At 57.3% G+C, this 25,400-nt stretch carries 22 protein-coding genes; 8 read left to right on the top strand and 14 right to left on the bottom strand.

Going from position 1 to position 25,400, the window contains the following annotated elements:
* Positions 1-2 precede the first annotated feature (2 nt).
* Both QWY83_RS03920 and QWY83_RS03915 read left to right on the top strand, forming a co-directional pair.
* Positions 3-1,214, top strand: coding sequence for an acetyl-CoA C-acetyltransferase (locus QWY83_RS03920; protein WP_249946491.1), 1,212 nt, complete (start codon positions 3-5; stop codon positions 1,212-1,214).
* A gap of 13 nt (positions 1,215-1,227) precedes the next feature.
* The gene (locus tag QWY83_RS03915) at positions 1,228-3,426 is read left to right on the top strand and encodes a 3-hydroxyacyl-CoA dehydrogenase NAD-binding domain-containing protein (protein ID WP_249946492.1); all 2,199 of its coding nucleotides are present in this window, start codon (positions 1,228-1,230) and stop codon (positions 3,424-3,426) included.
* Between the two features lie 54 nt (positions 3,427-3,480).
* Here the strand turns inward: QWY83_RS03915 and QWY83_RS03910 are convergent, their stop codons facing one another.
* The 4 genes from QWY83_RS03910 to QWY83_RS03895 form a co-directional block, all read right to left on the bottom strand.
* A complete protein-coding gene (locus QWY83_RS03910; protein ID WP_249946493.1) occupies positions 3,481-4,236 on the bottom strand; it encodes a hypothetical protein in 756 nt (251 codons plus the stop codon).
* A 210-nt stretch (positions 4,237-4,446) separates the two neighbouring features.
* A complete protein-coding gene (locus QWY83_RS03905) occupies positions 4,447-5,106 on the bottom strand; it encodes a Hint domain-containing protein (protein WP_249946494.1) in 660 nt (219 codons plus the stop codon).
* A gap of 161 nt (positions 5,107-5,267) precedes the next feature.
* The gene (locus tag QWY83_RS03900) at positions 5,268-5,918 is read right to left on the bottom strand and encodes a sulfotransferase family 2 domain-containing protein (RefSeq protein WP_249946495.1); all 651 of its coding nucleotides are present in this window, start codon (positions 5,916-5,918) and stop codon (positions 5,268-5,270) included.
* Positions 5,915-6,868, bottom strand: a complete 954-nt coding sequence (locus tag QWY83_RS03895; protein ID WP_249946496.1) for a DMT family transporter — start codon at positions 6,866-6,868, stop codon at positions 5,915-5,917. The genes QWY83_RS03900 and QWY83_RS03895 overlap by 4 nt, the downstream gene beginning before the upstream one ends.
* Positions 6,869-7,020: 152 nt before the next feature.
* On the opposite strand from QWY83_RS03895, the gene QWY83_RS03890 reads away from it, so the two are divergent.
* Complete coding sequence (locus QWY83_RS03890; protein WP_249946497.1) at positions 7,021-8,040, top strand: hypothetical protein; 1,020 nt, start codon at positions 7,021-7,023, stop codon at positions 8,038-8,040.
* Positions 8,041-8,050: 10 nt separating this feature from the next.
* Here the strand turns inward: QWY83_RS03890 and QWY83_RS03885 are convergent, their stop codons facing one another.
* The 6 genes from QWY83_RS03885 to QWY83_RS03860 all read right to left on the bottom strand — a co-directional run bounded on the left by QWY83_RS03885 (position 8,051) and on the right by QWY83_RS03860 (position 13,775).
* Positions 8,051-9,187, bottom strand: a complete 1,137-nt coding sequence (locus QWY83_RS03885; RefSeq protein WP_249946498.1) for a hypothetical protein — start codon at positions 9,185-9,187, stop codon at positions 8,051-8,053.
* Positions 9,188-9,274: 87 nt separating this feature from the next.
* The gene (gene upp / locus QWY83_RS03880) at positions 9,275-9,907 is read right to left on the bottom strand and encodes a uracil phosphoribosyltransferase (RefSeq protein ID WP_067549546.1); all 633 of its coding nucleotides are present in this window, start codon (positions 9,905-9,907) and stop codon (positions 9,275-9,277) included.
* A complete protein-coding gene (locus QWY83_RS03875; protein WP_249946499.1) occupies positions 9,904-10,893 on the bottom strand; it encodes an adenosine deaminase in 990 nt (329 codons plus the stop codon). The genes upp and QWY83_RS03875 overlap by 4 nt, the downstream gene beginning before the upstream one ends.
* Entirely contained in the window at positions 10,890-12,080 is a 1,191-nt protein-coding gene (locus QWY83_RS03870; RefSeq protein WP_249946500.1) for a phosphopentomutase, read from the bottom strand. The genes QWY83_RS03875 and QWY83_RS03870 overlap by 4 nt, the downstream gene beginning before the upstream one ends.
* Positions 12,077-13,381, bottom strand: coding sequence for a thymidine phosphorylase (locus QWY83_RS03865; protein ID WP_249946501.1), 1,305 nt, complete (start codon positions 13,379-13,381; stop codon positions 12,077-12,079). Before QWY83_RS03865 ends, QWY83_RS03870 begins: the two co-directional genes overlap by 4 nt.
* A gap of 1 nt (position 13,382) precedes the next feature.
* Positions 13,383-13,775: a cytidine deaminase gene (locus QWY83_RS03860; protein ID WP_105235506.1), complete on the bottom strand. Its 393-nt coding sequence runs from the start codon at positions 13,773-13,775 to the stop codon at positions 13,383-13,385.
* 179 nt (positions 13,776-13,954) lie between these two features.
* Between QWY83_RS03860 and QWY83_RS03855 the strand changes: the two genes are divergently transcribed.
* Positions 13,955-16,234: an NADP-dependent malic enzyme gene (locus QWY83_RS03855; protein WP_249946502.1), complete on the top strand. Its 2,280-nt coding sequence runs from the start codon at positions 13,955-13,957 to the stop codon at positions 16,232-16,234.
* A gap of 267 nt (positions 16,235-16,501) precedes the next feature.
* Positions 16,502-18,394: a propionate-CoA ligase PrpE gene (gene prpE / locus QWY83_RS03850; RefSeq protein ID WP_249946503.1), complete on the top strand. Its 1,893-nt coding sequence runs from the start codon at positions 16,502-16,504 to the stop codon at positions 18,392-18,394.
* A 57-nt stretch (positions 18,395-18,451) separates the two neighbouring features.
* Here the strand turns inward: prpE and QWY83_RS03845 are convergent, their stop codons facing one another.
* Positions 18,452-19,210 (bottom strand): NAD kinase, encoded by a 759-nt coding sequence (locus QWY83_RS03845; protein ID WP_105235509.1) that lies wholly within the window; start codon positions 19,208-19,210, stop codon positions 18,452-18,454.
* A gap of 210 nt (positions 19,211-19,420) precedes the next feature.
* On the opposite strand from QWY83_RS03845, the gene glyA reads away from it, so the two are divergent.
* Both glyA and QWY83_RS03835 read left to right on the top strand, forming a co-directional pair.
* Positions 19,421-20,710, top strand: a complete 1,290-nt coding sequence (glyA, locus tag QWY83_RS03840) for a serine hydroxymethyltransferase (RefSeq protein WP_105235510.1) — start codon at positions 19,421-19,423, stop codon at positions 20,708-20,710.
* Positions 20,711-20,810: 100 nt separating this feature from the next.
* Positions 20,811-21,563, top strand: coding sequence for an alpha/beta fold hydrolase (locus QWY83_RS03835; protein WP_249946566.1), 753 nt, complete (start codon positions 20,811-20,813; stop codon positions 21,561-21,563).
* Positions 21,564-21,673: 110 nt separating this feature from the next.
* Here the strand turns inward: QWY83_RS03835 and QWY83_RS03830 are convergent, their stop codons facing one another.
* Positions 21,674-21,856: a CTP synthetase gene (locus QWY83_RS03830; RefSeq protein WP_249946504.1), complete on the bottom strand. Its 183-nt coding sequence runs from the start codon at positions 21,854-21,856 to the stop codon at positions 21,674-21,676.
* A 289-nt stretch (positions 21,857-22,145) separates the two neighbouring features.
* Here QWY83_RS03830 and QWY83_RS03825 point away from each other — a divergent pair, with 289 nt between their 5' ends.
* A complete protein-coding gene (locus QWY83_RS03825) occupies positions 22,146-22,451 on the top strand; it encodes a hypothetical protein (protein WP_249946505.1) in 306 nt (101 codons plus the stop codon).
* Between the two features lie 19 nt (positions 22,452-22,470).
* On the opposite strand, the gene QWY83_RS03820 is transcribed toward QWY83_RS03825, so the two are convergent.
* Both QWY83_RS03820 and lepA read right to left on the bottom strand, forming a co-directional pair.
* The gene (locus tag QWY83_RS03820) at positions 22,471-23,442 is read right to left on the bottom strand and encodes a hypothetical protein (RefSeq protein ID WP_249946506.1); all 972 of its coding nucleotides are present in this window, start codon (positions 23,440-23,442) and stop codon (positions 22,471-22,473) included.
* Between the two features lie 70 nt (positions 23,443-23,512).
* Positions 23,513-25,312 carry a translation elongation factor 4 gene (gene lepA, locus QWY83_RS03815; protein ID WP_249946507.1) on the bottom strand — a complete coding sequence of 600 codons (1,800 nt, stop codon included), beginning with the start codon at positions 25,310-25,312 and terminating at the stop codon, positions 23,513-23,515.
* Positions 25,313-25,400 lie beyond the last annotated feature (88 nt).

Raw genomic sequence — 25,400 nt, 5'->3', positions numbered from 1 at the left:
GAATGACCGAAGCCTATATTTACGACGCGATCCGAACTCCGCGGGGCAAGGGCCGCAAAGACGGCAGCCTGCACGAAGTGACCTCGGCCCGTTTGTCGGCAAATGTGTTGAACGCACTGAAATACCGCAATGGCCTTGATGGTCACGCGGTTGAAGACGTGATCTGGGGCAACGTGACCCAAGTTGGCGAACAGGGCGGCTGTTTGGCGCGCACTGCAGTTTTGGCCTCTGACCTTGACCAATCGATCCCCGGCCTTGCCATCAACCGGTTCTGCGCCTCTGGCATGGAAGCCGTGAACCTTGCTGCAAACCAGATCAAGGGCGGCGCGGGTATGGCCTATATCGCGGGCGGCGTTGAAATGATGGGCCGCGTTGCGATGGGCAGCGATGGTGCTGCGATTGCTGTTGATCCTTCGATCGCGATGGACACCTATTTCGTCCCCCAAGGCATTTCGGCAGACATCATCGCCACCGAATACGGGTTTAGCCGTGAAGACGCAGACGCGCTCGCTGTGGAATCTCAGCGCCGCGCAAAGGCTGCATGGGACGACAACCGCTTTGCCAAATCCGTGGTGCCTGTGATCGACCAAAACGGTCTCACCATCCTCGACCACGACGAATACATGCGCCCTGGCACGACCGCAGAGATGCTCGGCGCGCTGAAGGCGTCGTTCAAGGACATGGGCGAGGTGATGCCGGGCTTTGATAAAGTGGCCCTGATGAAATACCCGCATCTTGAGCGGATCAACCACATCCACCACGCAGGGAACTCATCAGGCATCGTGGACGGCTCGGCTGGTGTCCTGATCGGCAACAAAGAGTTCGGCGAAAAGTACGACCTGAAACCGCGTGCCCGCATCCGCGCCACCGCGAAAATCGGCACCGATCCGACGATCATGCTGACCGGTCCTGTTCCTGTGACCGAAAAGATCCTCGCTGACAGCGGCATGTCGATCTCTGACATTGATCTGTTCGAAGTGAACGAAGCCTTCGCTTCGGTCGTCCTGCGCTTCATGCAAGCGTTCAACGTTGATCCGTCGGTCGTGAACGTCAACGGCGGTTCGATTGCGATGGGTCACCCATTGGGCGCGACAGGCGCGATCATCATCGGCACCTTGCTCGATGAACTTGAACGTACGGGCAAGGGCACTGGCCTCGCCACCCTGTGCATCGCATCCGGCATGGGTGCAGCAACCATCATCGAACGCGTCTGAGGGAGGTAAGACCATGACCGATTTCACCATGACCACAGACGCCGATGGCGTTGCCGTAATCACGTGGGACGTTCCCAACAAATCCATGAACGTGCTGAGCCTCGAAGGGCTGGCGCATCTCTCTGATCTTATCGATCAGGCCCATGCCGACGAAGCCGTCAAAGGCATCGTAATCACCTCTGGCAAAGATACCTTTGCAGGCGGCATGGACCTCAACGTCATCGCCAAGATGAAAGAGAGCGCGGGCGATGATCCCGCCAAGGGCCTCTTTGAAGGCACCATGCAGATGCACGCGATCCTGCGCAAAATCGAACTCGCAGGGATGGATCCGAAAACCCAGAAGGGTGGCAAACCGACGGCAGCAGCCCTCCCCGGCACCGCTCTTGGCATTGGCCTCGAACTGCCACTGGCCACCCACCGTATTTTCGCGGCGGACAATCGAAAGGCCAAAATCGGCCTGCCTGAAATCCTCGTCGGTATTTTCCCGGGCGCTGGCGGCACCACACGCCTGTCGCGCAAGCTCGGCGCGATGGCAGCATCGCCGTTGTTGCTTGAGGGCAAACTGAACGATCCTAAGAAAGCCAAGGCCGCTGGCGTCATCGACGAAGTGGTGCCTGCTGAGGACCTCTTGTCCGCAGCCAAGGCATGGGTGCTAGAGGCCAAAGACGCTGATCTCGTGAAACCATGGGATCAGAAGGGCTTTAAAATTCCGGGCGGCACGCCCTACCACCCCGCAGGCTTCATGACTTACGTTGGTGCCTCTGCGATGGTGAATGGCAAGACCCAAGGCGTCTACCCTGCCGCCAAGGCCATGCTCTCTGCCGTCTATGAGGGCGCAATGGTGCCGTTTGACACCGCTCTGAAAATCGAGGCCCGTTGGTTCACCAACGTTCTGATGAACCCGTCGTCTGGCGCGATGATCCGCAGCCTCTTTATCAACAAAGAAGCGCTAGAAAAGGGCGCAAACCGTCCGAAGGTCGAGGACCAGAAGGTCAAAAAACTCGGCGTGATCGGCGCGGGCATGATGGGCGCAGGCATCACGCTCGTCTCTGCGCAGGCAGGCATGGAGGTTGTGCTCATCGACGCGACCCAAGAGGCCGCTGACCGTGGCAAGGCCTACACCGAGAAATACATGGACGCGGGCATCGCCAAACGCAAAGCCACGCCAGAGAAGAAAGAACAGGTTCTGTCGCTGATCACCGCGACCACCGACTATGCGGCGCTTGCTGGATGTGACCTGATTATTGAGGCTGTGTTCGAAGACCCGACCGTAAAGGCTGACGTGACGGCCAAGGTTGAGGCCGCCGTGGGCGAGGATTGCATCTTTGCCTCCAACACCTCGACCCTGCCAATCTCGATGCTGGCGAAGGCATCCAAGCGTCCAGAGCAGTTCATCGGCATCCACTTCTTCTCGCCCGTCGAGAAAATGATGCTCGTTGAGATCATCAAGGGCAAAGCAACAGGCGAACGCGCCGTGGCTAAGGCTCTCGATTACGTGCGCCAGATCCGTAAAACCCCGATCGTGGTCAATGACGCTCGGTTCTTCTACGCGAACCGCTGCATCATCCCCTACATCAACGAAGGCATCCGCATGGTTGCCGAAGGGGTTGAACCTGCACTGATCGAAAACGCCGCGAAACTGGTCGGTATGCCGCTCGGCCCGCTGCAGTTGGTGGATGAAACCTCCATCGACCTCGGCGTCAAAATCGCCAAAGCAACCAAAGCCGCAATGGGCGACGCCTACCCCGATGGCGCTGTGGACGCGGTTCTGTTCTGGATGGCCGACGAAGGCCGTCTGGGTCGCAAATCCGCGGCTGGTTTCTATGCCTACGACGAGAAAGGCAAACGTCAGGGCCTCTGGACGGGCCTCGCCGCGCAATACCCTGTGGCCGACGAACAGCCAGACCTACACACGGTTCAGCACCGCCTGCTCTTCGCTCAGGTCCTAGAAGCGGTCCGCGCGCTCGAAGAAGGCGTTCTCGAAGACATCCGCGAAGGTGACGTGGGCGCGATCCTCGGCTGGGGCTTTGCTCCGTGGTCTGGCGGTCCGTTCAGCTGGCTCGACATCATCGGCACGCCTTATGCGGCAGAGGTCTGTGATCAATTGACCGAAACCTACGGCGACCGCTTTGCCTGCCCCGCGTTGCTGCGTGAAATGGCGGATAAGGGCCAAGAGTTCTACAACCGCTTCGCTGCAGAGCAAGCAGCCTAAAACAACAAAGGGCGGGGAAATTCCCCGCCCTTTCTCTATCTGAAAACTTTCTGCTTATGCGTAAGCGAAGGTCAGCGCGGGAACGTCCGCCATGGTCAGACCTTTGAGGTAGACCATCGAATAAATCTCGCCGCTCCAGTCGTCGGTCACAGTGACCATCAGACCGTCGTCGTCCTCTTTGAAGCCAAGGAAGTCGTCGATGTTGTCTTCGGTGATGTGGGTCAGACCCAGATCAAAGACGAGAACGTCTTCTTCGGGATCAAAGTCCTCAATCGTAGCCTCAGTCGCGATGTCGCCCATCACGACCACATCCGCACCCGCGCCCAAGGTCAGGCTCTCAACGATCGAACCGTAGCCCAGTGTGACGCTATCGTCGCCCGCGCCGAGGTCGAGCTCATCCACATGCGACCCAAAATCGCCCTTAAGCACCACAGTGTCGTCGTCTGCGCCCGCATCGACGGTGTTGGTGCTGTCCAGACCGTCCTGCTCTGCCGCGCCGTCTAGGGTGATGTCGTCGTTGCCGTTGCCACCGCTAATGTCAAAGCTGTAGACCACGTCTTCGTTGGTGTAGTCATCTTCGTCGTCGTTGGTTTCAGCAACGATTGTATCGTCACCTTCGCCGCCATCAGCGCTGCCTTCGTTGGTCAGCGTGATCAGATCGTCAAAGAAGCTGGAAAGATCAGTAGTCGCCGCGAGGTCGTCGGTTTGCTCGTCAGCCGGTGCATTATCACCGTCTGTCTGCCCCAATAGCTCAGGGAGCACGAGACCACTTGCGGCCGCAGCACCCAACAGTAGAAACAGGAAACCCATTCGAAACTCCAGCGAAACAACATAGCATTATCTGCTGACCGCGTGGATATATCAAAATTACCTAAGGTTTAAGATACCCTATCCTTTTGAATGCAAATCTCGGTGAATTTGTCGATATTTTGACGAAATACACTCTAAAGGTGCGCGAATATTCAGATTAGCGCACCTTTAGAGTGAATATCAGCTGTGTCGGCGCCCTACAGCTTCGACTCAGGCCGCCAGATGGGCGCGCGTCGGAGCGACCGAACCATAGGTTTCGCTCTCGAGTTCAAGGAAGCTGACCAACAGATCGGCTTGCTCTTGCGACAGCACCGAATAGCACGGCTCACCCTTGTCAAAGAGATCCGACAGGATGTCAGTCGCTTTGGGGCAGTAGAACAATGCACCTGTGTTCGCGAATACGATCTCGTCGCCAGCAAAGTGCAGGGTAACGATTTCGATACGGTCGGCAGGGCGGGACGGTGTGATGCCACGGAAGCCTTCGAGAGACGCTACAGGGATCAGCGCAAAGGGATCACCGAACACGTCCTCGGCGGTATCGCTTTCGATCAGAACAGCCTGACGGGCGGGGATACGCATCTCTTCTCGGTTGCCCAGTGCACCAGCGGGAACCAACATCGGCCAGTCTTCAATAGCCGCTGCGGTTTCACCAGCAAAGATCACCTGACGGCGCACCGCCACAACGGTCTGCAAACCACCGTCAAAGGTCAGCACTTGATCGCCTTCGCAGATCGCCTCAACCCGACGCCAGCCCATCGCGGTCGCAACGCGGGTGCCAGCCAGCATCCCGTGATCTACATCGGAAAGGGTCGCATCATGGCCGAGAGCGGCATGGGCGTTTGTCCAGCTTTTGTCGTTCCAAGCATACATTTGCGTCTTCCTTCGCGGTCGGAGCACCTTCTGCACTCCCGTTAAAGAAGAATTCACCTATTCCCGCGTCAGAGTTTGGGACGGATCATGGTTTAATTGGGGCATTGTTCGGGGATATGCGAAAATACTGGGGGCGCACCCTAGGATTTCACCGAAATCCCTCAACAACCGAACCGATATCCAAAGCGTTCGATGTCCGCAGCGCAGAGCGATTCCACGACCGCTTTGGTTGATTCGTCGTAGTATCCGCGCCAATCTTTTTCGCGCTTTGACGTGTTCACCACGGGAATTTCTGGCACAAATTCAAGGTGATCTGACAAACCCGCCAAATCCTCCCCCAAATGTTCGATCCGGATGTAGGCGTTGCAATGCTCAACCCCTGCGGTATCCCGCATGTAGCTGTCAAAGGGCGATGATTTGAGGCTCGCATGGGTATGCGGATGGGCCATGAACCCCGTGAAATCCGTGGTCTTTGCCAGTGTCACAGCGGGATGCTCGAACTTCTGACCTTGCAACCAATGGTAATAACTCACCATCCGATCCCAAGGGTTACGCACCAGCGTAAAGGTGAAATACTCCGCCATCTGCTCGCGCGTGACCAATCCTTCGATATCGGCGAGGCGAGAATGCTTCCACAGACGCCCTGACACCTCTACCCCGCGCAACCGACGCCGCCGCTTGATCGCCTTGGGTGTATCGCCAATCAACACGTCATCCGCCATCGCCCGCGCCTCAAGCGCCAGCGCCATGGAGGTGCCCCCAGTTTTCGGGATATGGACAAAGATATAGCGACGACCGTGGGAAATTATCATTCCACGATGTTATCGGTTCTTGCCATCGGGGGCGAGTCTGTACGGATCGCGATGATCACCCCAGAGGTCGCAATCATGATCAGCCCCACAATCATCAGCGGTGTCGGAAATTCGCCCCAGAGGATCGACGCCCAGATCGTCGCAAAGACCAGAAGCGTGTTTTCAAACACCGATACGAATGTGGCGTCTGCGGCTTGATACGCCCGAATGGTCAGCCCCACGCCCAAGAGCGACCCAAAGCCATGCAAAACGATCAGGCCGAGGAACATCCCCACGGGCGCAACCCATCCACGGGTCACATAACCCGCAGGGCCACCCACATCCGGCACCGCCATCCACGTCACAATCATTAGCCCAACCGCGCCCCAGATCGTGATCATCACCGTGTAGCCCGTCAAAAGCGAAAGCGTCGTTTCGCCCTCGCACCAACGGCGCGTCGCCATATTCCCCATGGCATATGCCGCCCCCGCAAGGATCGGCAGCAGACTGACCAATGACAGCTCCCCTGCCCCGCCGCCCAAGGCCAAAACAGCACCGGTAAAGCCGATCACCACCGCAAAAATGCGCCGTGGCCCGACCTTTTCGCCAAAGAACACCACCGAAATCAGGATCACCCAGATCGGAGAGGTAAAGAGACCCGCAACGGCTTGGGCGATGGGCATGATGCCGAGGCAGGCAAAGTACAGAACCAGCGCCCCCGATGACACCACAGAGCGCGCATAGACATTCCGCCGCCGCTTGGGTTTGAGGCTATAGCCCGTCACCAACGAAATCGCGCCCAATCCCGCCAATGCGACCACACCGCGCAACAATTGGAACTGCCACAACCCTGCCTCTTCGGCGACCAAACGTACGAAGTTATCAATCAAACCGAACCACGCCATTGCGGACATGATCAGGAAGGCGGCCAATCCAGCGCGGTTGTGCGATGAGGCAGAGAGTGCAGTCATAAATATCCCTCAAACTGTTGCTAGGGTTATGCAAAACCTAAAACGACCTGACTTGTCCCCTAGCGACATATTTGATCAAATTTTGTCCGATTGTCCGCCCTATCCAATATCGCTGGGACAGGTTAAAGTGACGCAAAATAGAATAAGAGCAGATGACAGCACTTAAACAGTATACTCGGTTAGAAAGTTTGGGCCTTTGGCGGGCCGACGGACAGGCACAGCGCCGCGAGGTGGCTGTGTGCTTTGGCGATGCCACATTGATCATCCGCGATACGGCCAATCGGCCTCTGACCCACTGGTCCCTCCCCGCGATTGAACGGCTGAACCCTAACGAAGTGCCTGCCCTCTTTGCGCCCGACGACAGCGGTGATGAAACGCTGGAAATCGACGACGAACTGATGATCGAAGCGATTGAAAAGGTGCGCAAAGCGCTCTCCAAACGCCGTCCGAAACCGGGGCGTCTGCGCGGTGCGGGCCTGTCCTTTTCCATCGCTGCGGTGCTGGCCTTGGGCGTTCTGTGGCTGCCCTCCGCGCTGCGCACTCACACGCTCTCTGCGGTGTCTCAAGCTAGCCGCGCGTCGATTGGCGCGACGCTCTTGGGGCATGTGCAGCGACTGACGGGCTCCGTCTGCCGCAGCCCTCGTGGTATCCAAGCCCTCGAACGGCTCAAAGATCGCGCATTGGGCGCTGACAGTGATGTGCGTGTGCTCATTGTCCCCGAAGGCATCGCAACCACCCTCGCCCTGCCTGGCGGGATCATCCTGATGAACCGCGCCCTCGTCGAAGATTACGAGGACCCGGGCGTCCCCACAGGGTTCCTAATCGCCGCCGAATTGGCGCGTCAGTCCGACGACCCATTGGGGCACCTGATGAAAACCTCGGGCATTCAGGCGACTTTCCAACTGCTGACAACAGGCGACATGAGCAGCGCGACCCTGCGCGATTATGCCGAAATCGCCGTCACGGACAAAACCCCACCCATCTCGACCGATAGCCTGATCAAGGCCTTCGCTGACGCAGAGGTTTCCACGAAACCCTTCGCTTTTGCCTTGGACATCACAGGGGAACGCACGCTCGACCTAATCGAGGCCGATCCGGTGGACCCATCTCAAGCGCCACTGATCTTGTCAGATGGCGATTGGGTCGCGTTGCAAGGGATCTGTGGGAACTAATCCCTGCGGCTTAGTAGCTAGTCAAACCACGCTGCGGGTTCAAACGACCGTCCGTCCACGCGCCGATATACCCTTCGGGTGGAGAGTAAGGTCCAACGCTGCTCACGCCCACTGGGTTCGATGCGGGCACAACAGGCCCGAACAACCCGCTCCCCGTCACCATCGAAGTCGCACGTGTCGCGTCCACACCCACAGCGCTCGTCACATAACGGCTGGCCGATGGGGACTGTTGTTGCGGGGTGCAGCGGACGCCAGCGCCCCCTGCATATTGCGCACTCACGCTGTCAAAATTGCAGCCGCTCGACCGCACAGCGGGGGCGGGAACGGTCACGGTCGGGACCGAGACAACAGGCGCAGCCATGGCAGGCTGACGCGGCACATAGGTCGTTGTCGATACGCCGCTTGCCGCGGTGGTGTTGACCGCAATCGGATTGCTCGCTGGAACGCGGTTGCTGTAGCGCGAAATGGTTTGGGTCTGCGGACCACAGCGGACAGTCATGCCCGCGCCGCCCGTCAGATAGGCTTGTCCAATCGACGGACAGGCAGACGCTCCTACCGAAGGCACCATTGTCGGCGCGACAGTGGCAACCGCGACAGGACGCGCTGGACCGCAGTTGATCGGTTGACCGTTTGCTGCGTTCACATAGCCCGCCAAAATCCCACTCTGCCCCTGACAAATCTCAGCCAAGGTCACACGGCGCGGCTCTGGCCGTGTCACTTGCGGCGTCGCAACGACGGGCCCAGGTGCAGGCGCGACGACACGCGGGGACACGCCAATCGACGCAACAGTCTGGATCGGATCACGGGTCGCAGCAGGTGCCACAACAGCAGGCGCCGCAGCCGCAACAGTGGTCGTCGGTTCGCTCACACCGATGATCGGCACATCCGCAGGCAGCGGTGACGCAACGCGACCCCCAATCGACGGTTCAAACCCGCACAATTGCTTGCGATCACGGTTTACACGCGGCACCCAATTCACCGACCCCGCAAGGCCCGCACGAATGAACACACAGCCCTTGCTGTCGACGTATTGGTTACCCGTAAAGGACGCGGGTGGGATTTCCGCAGGAAGTGTATCGGCCAGTACGCCTTGCGATTGAACGGCAAGACCAACAACGACAGCTGCAATAAAACGAAAATCCGACATGAATGTCCCCATTAATTAACGGTGACAATGCCGCAGATCGGTGAACCTGTAAAGAGTCTGCACCCGCTTAACGCTAGTTTGCGCCCATTATTTTGTGCCAAACATGCGGTCACCCGCATCCCCTAGACCCGGAACAATATATCCATGGTCATTCAGACGCTCATCTACCGATGCTGTCACGATCGGAACGTCAGGATGCGCTTCCTTCATCCGCTCAACCCCTTCGGGTGCAGCGAGCAAGCAGAGGAACCGAATATCCTTAGCGCCCGCCTGTTTGATCAGGTCAATCGCCGCCGCCGAAGAGTTCCCCGTCGCCAACATCGGATCAACGACAATCACCGTGCGATCCTCTAGCTGGGTTGGCACTTTGAAGTAATACTGCACAGGCTGCAGCGTTTCCTCATCACGATAAAGCCCGACAAAGCCCACACGTGCCGCAGGGATCAGCTCTAGAATACCGTCCAGCAACCCGTTGCCCGCCCGCAGGATCGACACCAGCGCGAGCTTCTTACCCTCGATCTGCGGGGCCTCCATGCTGCACATCGGTGTTTCAATCGTCCGCGTGGTCATCGGCAGCCCGCGCGTCACCTCATAGGCCAGCAGCAGGGAAATTTCGCGCAGCAACTGACGGAACTGCGCCGTGGACGTGCGGGACTCGCGCATCAATGTCAGTTTGTGTTGAACCAGCGGGTGATCCACAACAGTCAGATGGTCGGTCATTGGGCAGTCTCCAATCGTTTGATGATGATGTCGCGGGTGGCTGCATCGCAGAACGCAGCCTCAATCGCGGTCTTGTTCAATTCGGCAAAGTCGTCGTCACCCCAGCCAAAAGTCTGGGCCAGCATGTCGTATTCTTTGGTCATAGTGGTGTGGAAAAACGGCGGGTCATCGGTGGACACGGTGACCTTAACGCCCGCATCGCGGAGCGGTTTGATCGGGTGATCCGCCCACTGGCCCGACGCGCCGAGGAACACGTTCGACCCTGGACAGACCTCCAGAACGATCCCCGCCTCAGCGATATCGTCCACCAATTTGCGGTCCTTGATCGCGTTGATGCCGTGGCCAATGCGTTCAACCTTTAGATCGCGGATGGTGTCAGCCACCATATCTGGCCCACCCCATTCGCCCGCATGACAGGTCAGCCGCAGCCCAGCCTCGCGGCCCATATCGAACGAATAAGCGAAATCACCAGGGCGGTGCATCATCTCTGCCCCACCCATGCCAAGCCCGACGATAAAGTCACCCTTCGTCTCAGCCGCACAGAGCGCCGCCTTTTTCGCCTGTTCAGGTCCGAAATGGCGGATCGGCGTCACGATCCCACGCAGCGTAATGCCCATGTCGCGGTCAGCCTTCGCCGCCGCTTCTTCAATCGCGTGCAAATATTCGCGCCACGCGCTCACATCCGCGCCACCGCAGAAATCGGGCGACAGGAACGTCTCGCAATAGACCACACCGTTTTCCGCGCTGCGTTCTAGCACCGCAGAGCAGAGCCGCGCAAAATGCTCTGGTGTTTTCAGAACCGAGGTCGCCGCCTCATAGACCTCAAGGAAATGGTCAAAGTCGCGGTATTTATAGCTGCAGTCCTCATTGAAAATCTTGGACAAATCGACCTTTTGTTCAAACGCCAATTGGCGAATGAAATCAGGTGGTGCAGCCCCTTCGAAATGGAGGTGAAGCTCGACCTTTGGGGTGGATTTATAGCTCATATCACTGATTTTCCTGTGCCTTGGGCGGGAACACCCAGATGGGCGGCAATCGTCGCGGCCACGTCGGAGAACCCGATGTGCCCCAGCGCGCGCGGCCCAAGTCCGTGGATCAAAACGGGCACTCGTTCACGGGTGTGATCGGTGCCTGTCCATGTCGGATCATTGCCGTGATCGGCGGTGACAACCAGCAGGTCGCCCTCACGCAGTCGCGGCAAAATCTCATTTAGTTTAACGCTAAACCATTCAAGGTGCGCCGCATATCCTGCCACATCCCGACGGTGCCCGTATTCGCTGTCGAACTCGACCAAATTGGCAAAGGTCAGCGATCCATCAACCGCCTCATCGACCAGATCGGACAGATGCCCCATCAGCACATCATCGCGGCCCTTTCGAACCTCATTGATGCCCCGCATAGAGAAAATATCTCCAATTTTACCAACGGCGTAGACATGCCGCCCAGCGCCCTGCACCCAATCGCAGAGTGTCGGCGCAGGCGGTTCAATCGCGAAATCCTTGCGGTTTGCGGTGCGGGCAAAGGCGCCGACCTTACCTACAAAAGGCCGCGCAATCACGCGCCCGATTTTCATCTCGTGCAGCATCGGCGCGATGCCTTTACAGAGGTCCAACAACCGCTCTAGACCAAACGCCTCTTCATGCGCTGCGATCTGAAACACGCTGTCAGCAGAGGTATAACAGATCGGATAGCCCGTCCGCAGATGCTCCGCCCCAAGGCGGGCGATGATTTCGGTGCCAGAGGCGTGGCAATTGCCCAAAATCCCATCAACGCCCGCAACCTTACAGACCTCGGCAATCACAGCCTCAGGGAACGAATTCTCGTGGTCTGTGAAATAGCCCCAGTCCCACGGCACAGGCACGCCCGCCAATTCCCAGTGACCTGACGGCGTATCTTTGCCCTTGGACACCTCGCTCGCTGCGGCCCACGCGCCCACGGGGTCAGCGCCTAGACCTTCGACCTCTAGTCCAGAGGCCAACCGCAACGCCGCGCCCAATCCCAGCGCATCCAAGGTCCCGACCTGCAACGGTTTCCCCGCCGCCGCCATCGCCTGCGCGATATGGCCAACGGTATTCGCGCCCGTATCAGGCCGCCCATCGTTGAAATAGCTGTCCGCATCGGGCGCGCCACCAATCCCGACAGAGTCGATCACGACCAGAAACGCACGGCTCATGGGTCGATCCTTTCATGCACCAAGGGGTGATCAGGGTCCGTCCCGCCAATCGATACCGCCGCTTGAACCTCGGCCACCGCACGCACCGCATCGTCGTCTCGCCGCGCGTGGACAAAGGCAATCGGATCGCCCTTTTGCACCTCACGACCCAGCGGGATCGCAGCCGACAGACCGACCGCAGGATCGACCTTATCCGTCTCAACCTGACGTCCGCCGCCCAATCCTACAACGGTGAGGCCAAGTGCCTGACCATTCCAGCCAGAGACCATTCCAGCCTCGGGCGCGGGCACAGGAACCACAATCGGCGCATTAGGCAAATGGGTGCGCCAGTCCTTATCCATGTCGGGCGGTCCGCCCATCTCGAACACCATCTGGGCAAAGCGATCCATCGCGGCACCGCTTTCGATCGAAGCGCGGATTTTCTCTTCGCCCTCACCTTCGGCCCCGCCAGCCAGCGCCAAAAGCCGCCCGCCCAGCGCGACCGTCAGATCAAAGAGCCGAGGTGCCGCGAGCCGATCACCGCCCATCACCTCCAAACACGTCGCAACCTCGAGAGCATTGCCCAATGTCGGCGCGAGCGGTTCGTTCATATCGGTGATCATCGCGGCCGTCGGGCACCCTGCCCCGTTCGCCGTATCCACCAACGACCGCGCCAAGGCCCGCGCCTCGTCTGGCGTTTTCATGAACGCACCCGTGCCGACTTTCACGTCGAGGATCAGCCCCTCTAGCCCTGCCGCCAATTTCTTGGACAGGATCGACGCGGTGATCAGGTCGACGCTTTCCACCGCCGCGCACACGTCCCGCACCGCATAGAGCCGCTTGTCCGCTGGCGCGATTGACCCCGTGGCACCTACGACCGCACAGCCGACCTTGGCCACGATGCGGCGCAACTCTGCCTCGGAAATCTGGGCCGTCACACCGGGGATGGCTTCCATTTTGTCCAATGTGCCGCCCGTATGCCCCAGCCCCCGACCAGAGATCATCGGAACCAACACACCACAGGCCGCCAGCGCTGGTGCGAGGATCAACGACACGCAATCCCCGACGCCGCCCGTCGAATGTTTGTCCATCACTGGACCATCCATCCGCCATTTCAGCACATCACCAGAATCGCGCATACCGAGCGTCAGAGCAATCCGCCCCTCTTCGCCCAGCCCATTCAACAGCGCCGCCATCGCAAAGGCCCCCGCCTGCGCGTCCGACACCGCGCCAGAGGCAAGCCCATTGGCAAACCACCGAAGCTCTTCGGTCGTAGGCGACTGGCGGTCGCGAACTTTGGCAATGATTGCGCGGGCGTCCATTTTAGGTATTGGCCATATGATCTGCGGTGAACACACCAGGCAGTAACTGCGCCACGGTCATATCCAGCTGCGCCCCACCCGTCGTATACATCCGCACGATCGTGTCAGGCTGCGCAAATTCTGCAATTTTCTGACGGCATCCGCCACAAGGCGTCACAGGGGTTGGGCTATCGGCGATCACCGCGACCTCAACAATCTTGCGGTCACCCGCCGCACACATGGCCGCAATAGCGCCCGCTTCGGCGCAGGTGCCTTCGGGGTAGGCGACATTTTCAACGTTGACGCCTGTATAGATCGTCCCGCTCGCTGTCTGGACCGCCGCGCCTACCTTAAAATTGGAATAGGGCGCATAGGCATTTTCGCGAACGGCTTTGGCATGATCGAGCAACGACATAGGACCCTCTTTGATCGTTTGGTAAAATGTGCAGCGCGAAGCGGACGGTTGCAAGCGCTATGACTTAAATACCGCCTATATCAGCCGATAAGGTTTGCAACGAGAGGTCAATCCCCTGTATGGAGGCCTTGGACCAACAGAAAATTTAGTTTAACGCTAAACTAAAAAGGAATGACCACATGACCGACAAGAGCAAGGACAACCTGCGTCAGGCAGCGCTGGACTACCACCAGTTCCCGAAACCGGGGAAACTGGAAATCCGCGCAACCAAACCTCTGGCAAACGGACGTGACCTTGCCCGCGCCTACAGCCCCGGCGTGGCCGAAGCCTGTCTGGAGATCAAGGCCGACGCGGAAACCGCGCGCGCTTATACCTCGCGCGGCAACCTTGTTGGTGTTGTGACAAACGGCACGGCAGTTCTGGGCCTTGGCAATATCGGTGCCTTGGCGTCCAAGCCCGTTATGGAAGGCAAGGCGGTTCTCTTTAAGAAGTTCGCGAACATCGACTGTTTCGACATCGAACTGAACGAACCCGATCCCTACAAACTGGCCGAGATTGTCTGTTCGCTCGAACCGACCTTTGGTGCGATCAACCTCGAAGACATCAAAGCGCCTGATTGCTTCATCGTCGAAAAGATCTGCCGCGAACGCATGAACATTCCTGTGTTCCACGACGACCAGCACGGCACCGCGATTGTTGTGGGTGCTGCTGCCACCAACGCGCTGCACGTCGCAGGCAAGAAATTCGAAGACATTAAGGTCGTCTCTACAGGCGGCGGCGCAGCAGGTATTGCCTGCCTTAACATGCTCCTGAAACTTGGCGTGAAGCGTGAAAACGTATGGCTCTGCGACATCGCGGGTCTGGTCTATCAGGGCCGCACTGAAGAAATGACCCCGCAGAAAGAAGCCTACGCTCAGGCCTCTGACCTGCGTACACTGGACGAGGTGATCGAAGGCGCGGACCTGTTCCTTGGCCTGTCTGGTCCGGGTGTCCTGAAACCCGAGATGGTCAAGAAAATGGCGACCCGCCCAATCGTCTTTGCACTGGCAAACCCGACACCAGAAATTCTGCCTGACCTCGCCCGCGAAGCCTCGCCTGATGCGATCATCGCGACAGGCCGTTCGGACTACCCGAACCAAGTCAATAACGTGCTCTGCTTCCCGTTCATCTTCCGCGGTGCCCTCGACGTGGGCGCGACAGAGATCAACGACGAAATGCAGATCGCCTGCGTTGAAGGCATCGCCGCCCTCGCCCGCGCAACCACCAGCGCCGAAGCCGCTGCTGCGTACCAAGGTGAAAAGCTCACCTTTGGCGCAGATTACCTGATCCCGAAACCGTTCGACCCGCGTCTTATGGGCGTTGTGGCCTCTGCCGTGGCAAAGGCGGCGATGGAAACTGGCGTTGCGAAAACCCCGCTCGACGATATGGCGGAGTATAAGAAACGCCTCGACGGGTCGGTCTTTAAATCCGCGCTCCTCATGCGCCCCGTCTTCGAAGCCGCCCGCACTGCGTCGCGCCGCATCGTATTCTCCGAGGGCGAAGACGAACGCGTTCTGCGCGCCGCTCAGGCCGTTCTCGAAGAAACCACAGAGACCCCGATCCTCATTGGTCGTCCCGAAGTCATCGAACGCCGGTGTGAACGCGCTGGCTTGAAAATCCGTCCGCAGGTCGATTTTGAGATCGTGAACCCCGAAAACGATCCGCGCTACTACGACTACTGGACCACCTACCACAGCCTAATGGAACGTCAGGGCGTCACGCCCGATCTGGCAAAGGCCATCATGCGCACCAACACCACCGCGATTGCGGCGATCATGGTGCAGCGTGGCGAGGCCGACAGCATGATCTGCGGCACCTTTGGTCAATACCTTTGGCACCTCAACTACGTGACCCAAGTTCTGGGCCGCGACGGACATGAACCGACCGCCGCTCTGTCGATGATGATCCTTGAGGACGGCCCGCTGTTCATCGCAGACACCCACCTGCACCCTGAACCGACCCCCGCGCAGATCGCAAAAACCGTGATCGGTGCTGCACGCCACGCAAAACGCTTTGGCATCACGCCGAACATCGCGCTCTGTTCTCATTCGCAGTTCGGTAGCCTCGACATTGACTCGGGTCGTCGGATGCGGGCCGCGATGGCGCTCTTGGACGCAGAGACACGTGATTTCTGCTATGAGGGCGAAATGCACATCGACGCAGCGCTCGATCCTGAACTGCGCGAACGCATCTTCCCGCAGAGCCGCATGAAGGGTTCGGCCAACGTGCTGATCTTTGCAAACTCTGACGCGGCCTCTGGTGTGCGCAATATTCTCAAAATGAAAGGCGGCGGTCTTGAGGTCGGCCCGATCCTGATGGGCATGGGCAACCGCGCCCACATCGTCACCCCGTCGATCACAGCACGCGGCCTGCTGAACATGTCGGCAATCGCGGGCACGCCAGTGTCGCACTACGGCTAAAATCGGGTTGTGGCGCTCTTGGCAACAGGGGCGCCACAGCTAGAATCTCTGCAAAGACAGATTTACAAAATCTGACACCAAACTTTGCAAACCTCGCCTATTTTTACCGAAATCCGTATATTTCTGTAAAGTTTGCAAAAATTTGCAACCCACAACACCCCTTTTCTGCAAATTTTTTGCGCCAAAGCGTCGCTCTGGACGCTAACATTGTTGCTTGCCTGATCCCCTCTCGCTTAGACCATTACCCAAGCAAGAGGAGGAGCTCTTATGACCTACAAAGACGTATACGACAGCTGGAAATCTGATCCCGAAGGGTTCTGGATGGAACAGGCCAAGGCAATCGACTGGGTCGAGGCTCCGACCAAGGCACTGTTTGATGACAACGCTCCGATTTACGAATGGTTCTCGGATGCAAAGGTCAACACCTGCTACAACGCCGTTGACCGCCACGTAGAGGCAGGTCGCGGCGAGCAGGCTGCGATCATCTATGACAGCCCGATCACTCACACCAAACGGTCGATCTCTTACGTCGAACTACGCAATCGTGTGGCATCGCTTGCTGGTGCGCTTCGTGCCAAAGGCATCGAAAAAGGCGACCGCGTCATCATCTACATGCCGATGATCCCCGAAGCTCTTGAGGCGATGCTGGCCTGCGCCCGTATTGGCGCGATCCACTCGGTCGTGTTCGGTGGTTTTGCGGCGCACGAACTGGCTGTTCGGATCGACGACGCGAAACCCAAAGCGATCATCGCGGCATCCTGTGGTTTGGAACCGAACCGCGTTGTGCACTACAAACCGCTCCTCGACGGTGCCATCGAACAAGCCACTCACAAGCCCGACTTCTGCGTTATTTTCCAGCGAGAACAAGAAGTCGCAGAACTGATCCCAGGTCGTGACTTTAACTGGCACGGCTTCCAATTCGGTGTTGAGCCTGCGGAATGTGTCCCTGTTGAGGGCAACCACCCCGCCTACATCCTCTACACCTCGGGCACCACAGGTCAGCCCAAAGGCGTCGTTCGTCCGACCGCAGGCCATCTGGTCGCGCTGAACTGGACGATGAAGAACATCTATAACGTCGATCCGGGTGATGTGTTCTGGGCTGCATCGGACGTGGGTTGGGTCGTAGGTCACTCTTACATCACCTACGGTCCGCTGGTGCACGGCAACACCACCATCGTCTTTGAAGGCAAACCTGTCGGCACCCCCGACGCTGGCACCTTCTGGCGCGTGATCCAAGAACACAACGTCCGTTCGTTCTTTACCGCACCGACCGCGTTCCGCGCGATCAAACGCGAAGATCCGAAGGGCGAGTTCATTAAGAAATACGACACCTCCTGCCTGCGTGCCCTCTACCTCGCTGGGGAACGCGCTGACCCTGACACCATCGTCTGGGCGCAAAATGTGCTGGGCGTGCCTGTCTATGACCACTGGTGGCAGACCGAAACCGGCTGGACCATCGCGGGCAACCCCGCGGGGATCGAAGCGCTCCCTGTTAAAATCGGCTCCCCGACCGTTCCTATGCCGGGCTATGATGTGCAGATCCTCGACGATGCTGGTCACCCTGTCCCAGACGGAGAGCTCGGCGCGATTGCGGTGAAACTCCCTCTGCCTCCGGGCACACTGCCGACCCTGTGGAACGCCGAAGAACGTTTCCGCAAGTCCTACCTGAACACCTTCCCCGGTTACTATGAAACGGGCGATGCAGGGATGAAGGACGAGGACGGCTACCTCTACATCATGGCCCGCACCGATGACGTGATCAACGTGGCAGGCCACCGCCTGTCGACTGGCGCGATGGAAGAAGTGCTCGCCTCGCACCCTGACGTGGCCGAATGCGCCGTGATCGGTGTTGGTGACGACCTCAAAGGTCAGTTACCAATGGGCTTCCTCTGCCTCAACTCGGGCTGCAACCGCCCGCACGATGAAATCATCAAAGAAGTCGTCAAACTCGTCCGTGACCAGATCGGCCCAGTGGCTGCGTTCAAACTCGCAACCGTGGTGGATCGCCTGCCGAAAACCCGTTCGGGCAAAATCCTGCGCGCGACGATGGTGAAAATCGCGGACGGCGATGAGTTCAAGATGCCCGCGACCATCGACGATCCTGCGATCTTGGATGAAATCCGCGCGGCTCTGATCCCGATGGGCTATGCGAAGTCGTAATCGACCGACAGACCAATAGACAAAGGCGGTAGGATCATCCTGCCGCCTTTTCTTACTCTATACGAACTGTTCTTGGATCAGACGTTCCTCTAATCCGTGGCCTGGGTCGAACATGATGCGGTGCACCACATCCGTCGCCGTCTTAATCCGGACCCGCGCAACATCCCGCACCGACCGCCCATCCGCGTCCGCCATCACGGGACGCTTTTTAGGGTCGATCACATCGAACTGAACCTCAGCCGATTTCGGCAACAACGCCCCGCGCCACCGCCGTGGACGGAACGCAGCCACAGCCGTCAAGGCCAGCACATCCGCACCAATCGGCAAAATCGGACCGTGGGCGGAATAGTTATAGGCCGTGGACCCCGCGGGCGTGGCAAGCAGCGCACCATCACAGACCAATTCGGCCATCCGCAGCTTTCCATCGACCGTGATCCGCAAACGCGCCGCCTGAGGCCCTTCGCGCAAGAGCGACACCTCGTTAATCGCCAGCGCATGATGAACTTTGCCATCATTGGTCTCTGCGGTCATGGAAAGCGGGTTGAACTGCTCTTCCTCCGCAGCGGCGAGACGGAACAACAGATCGTCCTCGTGGTATTCGTTCATCAAAAAGCCGACCGTGCCACGGTTCATCCCGTAAACAGGCAGGTCCAGATGTTCCGTCCCGTGCAAGGTCTGCAACATGAACCCATCCCCGCCCAAGGCGACGATGACCTCAGCCTCTTCGACGGGCACCGATTTATAACGCGCCAAAAGACGCTCCAGAGCATTCTGGGCGGTGGGTGCATCACTGGCAACAAAGGCAATTTTCGTCATTGTCCCCTCCGGTCAATGATCAATGGGTAGCAAAGGAACCGTCGCCCTGCACCGCCAAAGTTGCCTATGCGCGAAAATATCCCCGATCATGGCCCCCTTTCCCGCCTTTGCTTCGCTTTCATGATGATTATGACGTTTTCGCGACTTTCCCCGCGCCGCTAGAACCCCTAAACAACACTCAATCAAAACTCCTACTCTGAGGACGTGCGTATGACTGCCACCGACGCTGGTTTTTTCACCGAAAGCCTTGAAACCCGTGACCCCGATCTTTTTGCTGCGATCCGCTCTGAATTGGGCCGTCAGCGCCACGAGATCGAACTGATCGCTTCGGAAAACATCGTATCCAAAGCTGTGATGGAAGCCCAAGGCTCTGTCATGACCAACAAATACGCCGAAGGTTATGCTGGTAAGCGTTACTACGGCGGCTGCGAATACGTAGACATCGCTGAAACCCTCGCGATCGAACGCGCAAAACAGCTGTTCAACTGTGAATTCGCAAACGTTCAGCCGAACTCTGGTTCGCAAGCGAACCAAGGCGTGTTCCAAGCCCTCCTCCAGCCGGGTGACACCATCCTCGGCATGTCGCTCGACGCAGGCGGCCACCTGACCCATGGCGCAAAGCCGAACCAGTCGGGCAAATGGTTCAACGCGATCCAATACGGCGTTCGCCAGCAAGACAGCCAGATCGACTACGACCAGATCCAAGCTCTTGCCACCGAACACCAGCCGAAGATGATCATCGCAGGTGGCTCGGCTATCCCGCGCATCATCGACTTCGCTAAAATGCGCGAAATCGCAGACAGCGTTGGCGCATACCTCCTCGTCGACATGGCACACTTTGCGGGTCTCGTGGCTGCTGGCCTCTACCCGTCGCCGTTCCCGCATGCACACGTTGCTACCACAACTACCCACAAGACCCTCCGTGGTCCGCGCGGCGGCATGATCGTCACCAACGACGAAGCCATCGCAAAGAAACTGAACTCGGCGATCTTCCCGGGTATTCAGGGTGGCCCGCTGATGCACGTCATCGCAGGCAAAGCGGTTGCATTCGGTGAAGCACTGCGCCCCGAATTCAAAGAGTATCAGAAGCAGGTTGTTGCAAACGCTCAGGCGCTCGCAGACCAGCTGATGAAAGGTGGCCTCGACATCGTAACTGGCGGCACCGACAGCCACCTGATGCTCGTTGACCTGCGCCCCAAAGGCGTAAAAGGCAACGAAACCGAAGCCGCTCTGGGTCGCGCAAACATCACCTGCAACAAAAACGGCATCCCGTTTGACCCTGAAAAACCGACCGTAACCTCGGGCGTTCGTCTGGGTTCGCCAGCTGGCACCACCCGCGGCTTCAAAGAAGCAGAGTTCCGTCAGATCGCTGACTGGATCGTTGAGGTTGTCGACGGTCTGGCTGCAAACGGCGCCGACGGCAACGCAGAGGTCGAAGCTAAGGTCAAAGCCGAAGTCGAAGCCCTGTGCGAAAAGTTCCCGCTCTACCCGACCCTCTAAGGGCAACCAGAGCTACATGATCAAAGGGGTCGCGACAATGTCGCGGCCCTTTTTCTTTGCCCTATCGGTCGATATACCTGTGCCAAATTGGGGAAAGATTATGCTGAACACGATCCGCCACGGCGAACCGACCGACAAACCGAACCTCTTGATTGCACACGGACTTTTCGGGTCAGGCCGCAATTGGGGTGTGATCGCGAAACGTCTTTCAGATGAACGTGAGGTCGTGGCGGTCGATATGCGCAACCACGGCAGCAGCCCTTGGAACGACAGCCACACCTACCCCGAACTGGCCGATGACATCGCGGAAGTCATTGAAAAAAAATGGAATATCCTCGGTCACTCGATGGGTGGCAAATCGGCGATGATGGTGGCTTTGAATTACCCTGAAAAGGTTAACAGGCTGATTGTGGCAGATATAGCGCCGATTGCTTATAGCCATACGCAGACACAAAATATTGATGCGATGCGGGCTGTTGATCTAAATATTGTGGAAAAGCGGCAAGATGCGGTGGCTCAGCTGGCGCATTTAGACGAAGGGCTACAGGCGTTTTTCCTGCAATCCCTTGATTTAAAAGAGAAACGTTGGAAGCTCAATCTGGATGCGCTTGAGGTGAATATGCCTGCGATTTTGGGCTTTCCTGATGTCACGGGCAAGCGGTTTGAGGGCGAAACGCTGTTCCTGTCAGGCGCAAATTCGACCTATGTTTTGCCCGAATACCGAAACAAAATCAAAGAGTTATTCCCCAACGCGCATTTTGCCAAAATCCCTGGAACGGGGCATTGGTTGCATGCGGAAAAACCGCGGGAATTTGAACTGGCGGTCAGGACGTTCCTCAACCTAGATTATTGAGGACGAATAGACGGCGGCGACCGATAAAGCGCTGATAATAAGGAGATAAACTGTGGGCATTGGCGTCTCCTTTATAGGTAAACGCCGATGCCACTGATTTCCGTCGAGATTTATGCGTTCTGGATCGCTTTAGCGACCAGCCACGTCACGGGCAGAGCGGCGACAAAGCCCACGCCAGCCGCGATGAGGATGGGGTTCAGCGTGTCGTAACCCATTGTAAGTGCTGCAACAACGAGCGAACCCGCGAGGGTGGTGCCGATCAACGAATAGAGAATAGATGCAAGGCGAAGCATGGATGCCTCCTGTCAACAAATGCCAATATGTTGAGATTAACTTATATTAACGCCACTCCGCGTTGATCTGCGTCAATCCCTACATCTTGTGGCCTCACCCCCACCGCACGGTTGTGTAAGGGGACGTTAGGAGCGTTTTGGTAAACCTAATCGCACCTGTTTGAGGCAAATACAGGACGTATTAACCGTGCACCGTCACGGTCCGTTACTGGGCCAAAACCCCGTAAAGAGTCCGATTTTCCGCAAAACAGGACGTATTTTGAATTCCTTATGGAAGGTTTTGCCCCAAATGCACCTCGACCCGTTGCCTCAGTTCAAAAAAGTGTCGCTCACCACGTTCCGCACCCGCGCCAATGCCTATGTCGAATGGATCGACCGCATGGGCACCCACGTCTGGATCACCAAACACCGCCGCCTCGTCGCGGGGGTGGTGCCGTTCTACCAACTCCGCGCGATGGAGCGGCTGATGGGCAAAGACATCACCGACCACGAACGAGACATCGACGCCAAACGCCGCCGCGTGATGTGGGCGGCCTATGACCACCAGATCGAGATGCTCATGCGCGAGCAGGAGTTGCGGACGCGGAAGAAGTGATTGGCGGGCAGCAATCAGATCAACTCTCTTCTGGTGACGTTATAGGGCTAGAAGAAATTTTCGAAAAATTGGTGGAGGGGAGCAAAACGAAATCCTCCCCATCGAAAAACAATAGAAGATCGCTTTCTGCAGGACCTATAAATGACAACTCTAATAACTCTCCATTAGAATTTTCTATCAATAAATACTCCTTCAGTTCCCCGCTTAATTTCAACGCACCCGCAGCAACAAAAACAAGGACAGCCAGTGGATAGGTGATGACTGAACTTCGCCCCCCATTGTTCATTTTGTATATCTTCAATCTTAATTTATTTTTCTTGTTTGCACTTCGTGCAATCTTAAAAGAAAAATCAAAGAACCCTGAACGAACATCGTTAATGAATAATCTAATTTTTTGATATCTGAGTTTAACCGATAACACGCGCTCCCCGCGATCTAAGAGCTCCTTGTATCTCAAAAGTTCTCGATTTATCTCAAGATTCTTTCGCTTTCGTTTTTTCAAATTGTTATCTAAAATCAGCAAAAACCAATCTATGCATACCGTTTGAAATTCAATCATTTTGAATTCCATATCCCTTATAAGAATAGCAAACAAAATCACTAACCCAACTAACCCATAGGGATCAGCCGTATAAAACAATGGAAAGACTGACAGCGTTAATCCCATATTCAATTTAATAGGTGATTTAATAATCAACCTATGGAACCGTCTCCACCTAATTTTTCTATATTTCAATACGGTCGAAAAAGTGTCAAGAAAATGTAGGATAAGAACAAATACACCAGATATTACACCAGAATAAAAAATTGACTGAACTATTTCTGACTGCAGTGCGGCGTAGAACTGCAAGCCCAAAAACTCTCGAATTTCTGATGGTATATTTAAAAGATACCCAAAATAGACCGCATGAATGGAGACAAAAATAGAAGCCCCCCAGTATACAAGCGGATGTTTAAAATGCCCTGACAATTTCGCGATGTCTAAATACATCTTCCCCACCAATCAAAAAAGCCGCCCCGAACCGGAGCGGCTTTCATGTAACTACACCTTAGCGCGTTGATCAATCGTCCATTTTCAACGCAGAGATGAAGGCTTCCTGCGGGATTTCGACTTTGCCGAACTGACGCATCTTCTTCTTACCCGCCTTCTGTTTATCCAGAAGTTTGCGTTTACGGGTGGCGTCGCCGCCGTAACACTTGGCCGTCACGTCTTTGCGCATGGCGGAAAGGGTTTCGCGGGCGATCACCTTGGCGCCGATGGCCGCTTGGATCGGGATTTTGAACATGTGACGCGGGATCAGGTCCTTGAGCTTTTCACACATGGCGCGGCCACGGGTTTCGGCACGGTCACGGTGGACCAGCATGGAGAGCGCGTCCACGGGTTCTTCGTTCACGAGGATCGACATTTTGACGAGGTTATCCTCGCGGTAACCGACAAGGTGGTAGTCGAAGGAGGCATAGCCCTTGGTCACGGATTTCAGGCGGTCGTAGAAGTCAAAGACGACCTCGTTCAGGGGCAGGTCGTATTCGGTCATCGCGCGAGAACCTGCGTAGGTGAGGTTCAGCTGGATGCCGCGGCGGTCCTGACAGAGTTTGAGCACGTCACCGAGGTATTCATCGGGCACGAGGATGGTCGCTTTGATGCGGGGCTCTTCGATGTGGTCGATGAGGGTCTGATCGGGCATGTCAGCGGGGTTGTGCAGGTCGCGCACTTCGCCCGATTTCATGTGCAGGTGATAGACCACGGAGGGCGCGGTGGTGATCAGGTCGATATTATATTCGCGCTCAATGCGGTCACGGATCACTTCGAGGTGGAGAAGGCCGAGGAAGCCACAGCGGAAACCAAAGCCGAGGGCGGCAGAGGATTCCATCTCGTAGGAGAAGGAAGCGTCGTTGAGGGCGAGTTTTTCGATCGCGTCGCGCATGTCCTCGAATTCGGAGGAGTCGACGGGGAAGAGGCCGCAGAAGACCACAGGGATCGACGGCTTAAAGCCCGGAAGCGGTGTGTCGGCGCCCTTTTTGTCGTGGGTGATGGTGTCACCCACGCGGGTGTCGCGCACCTGTTTGATCGATGCGGTGAGGAAGCCGATCTCGCCCGGTCCAAGTTCATCAACGGCGAGCATGGCGGGTTTGAAAACGCCGATACGGTCCACGTGGTGGACGGTGCCGTTGGACATAAATTTGACTTTGTCGTTCTTGCGCAGAACGCCGTCGACGATACGGACGAGGACCACAACGCCGAGGTAGCTGTCGTACCACGAGTCCACGAGCATCGCCTTGAGCGGGGCATCGCGGTCGCCTTTGGGGGCGGGCAGACGGTGGACGATGGCTTCGAGCGTTTCTTTGATGCCGATACCAGATTTCGCAGAAACTTGGAGCGCCTCAGAGGCGTCGATGCCGATCACGTCTTCGATCTGTTCCGCCACGCGTTCGCAGTCTGCTGCGGGGAGGTCGATCTTGTTCAGGACTGGCACGATTTCATGGTTCGCGTCGATGGCCTGATAGACGTTGGCGAGGGTCTGTGCCTCAACGCCTTGGGTCGAGTCCACGACCAAGAGCGAGCCTTCAACCGCGCGCATTGAGCGGGAGACCTCATAGGCAAAGTCGACGTGTCCGGGAGTGTCGATCAGGTTGAGAACGTATTTCTCACCATTGTCAGCGAGGTAATCGATGCGGACGGTGTTCGCCTTAATGGTGATGCCGCGTTCGCGTTCGATGTCCATGCTGTCGAGAAGCTGCGCCTTCATATCGCGGTCAGCAACGGTTTGCGTCGACTGGATCAGACGGTCCGCAAGCGTGGATTTACCGTGGTCAATGTGAGCAACGATCGAGAAGTTCCGGATGTGGGACAGGTCGGTCATGGAAAAGGCAGCCTATGTGGGGTTCAGCGCCTGTCTATGTAGGGGAAAGGTCCGTTTTGCAAGGGGGGAGATACCGCCAACCGCATAG

Source organism: Marivivens donghaensis (assembly GCF_030410045.1).
GTDB lineage: Bacteria > Pseudomonadota > Alphaproteobacteria > Rhodobacterales > Rhodobacteraceae > Marivivens > Marivivens donghaensis.
This window is presented reverse-complemented; position numbering and strand designations above follow the sequence as displayed.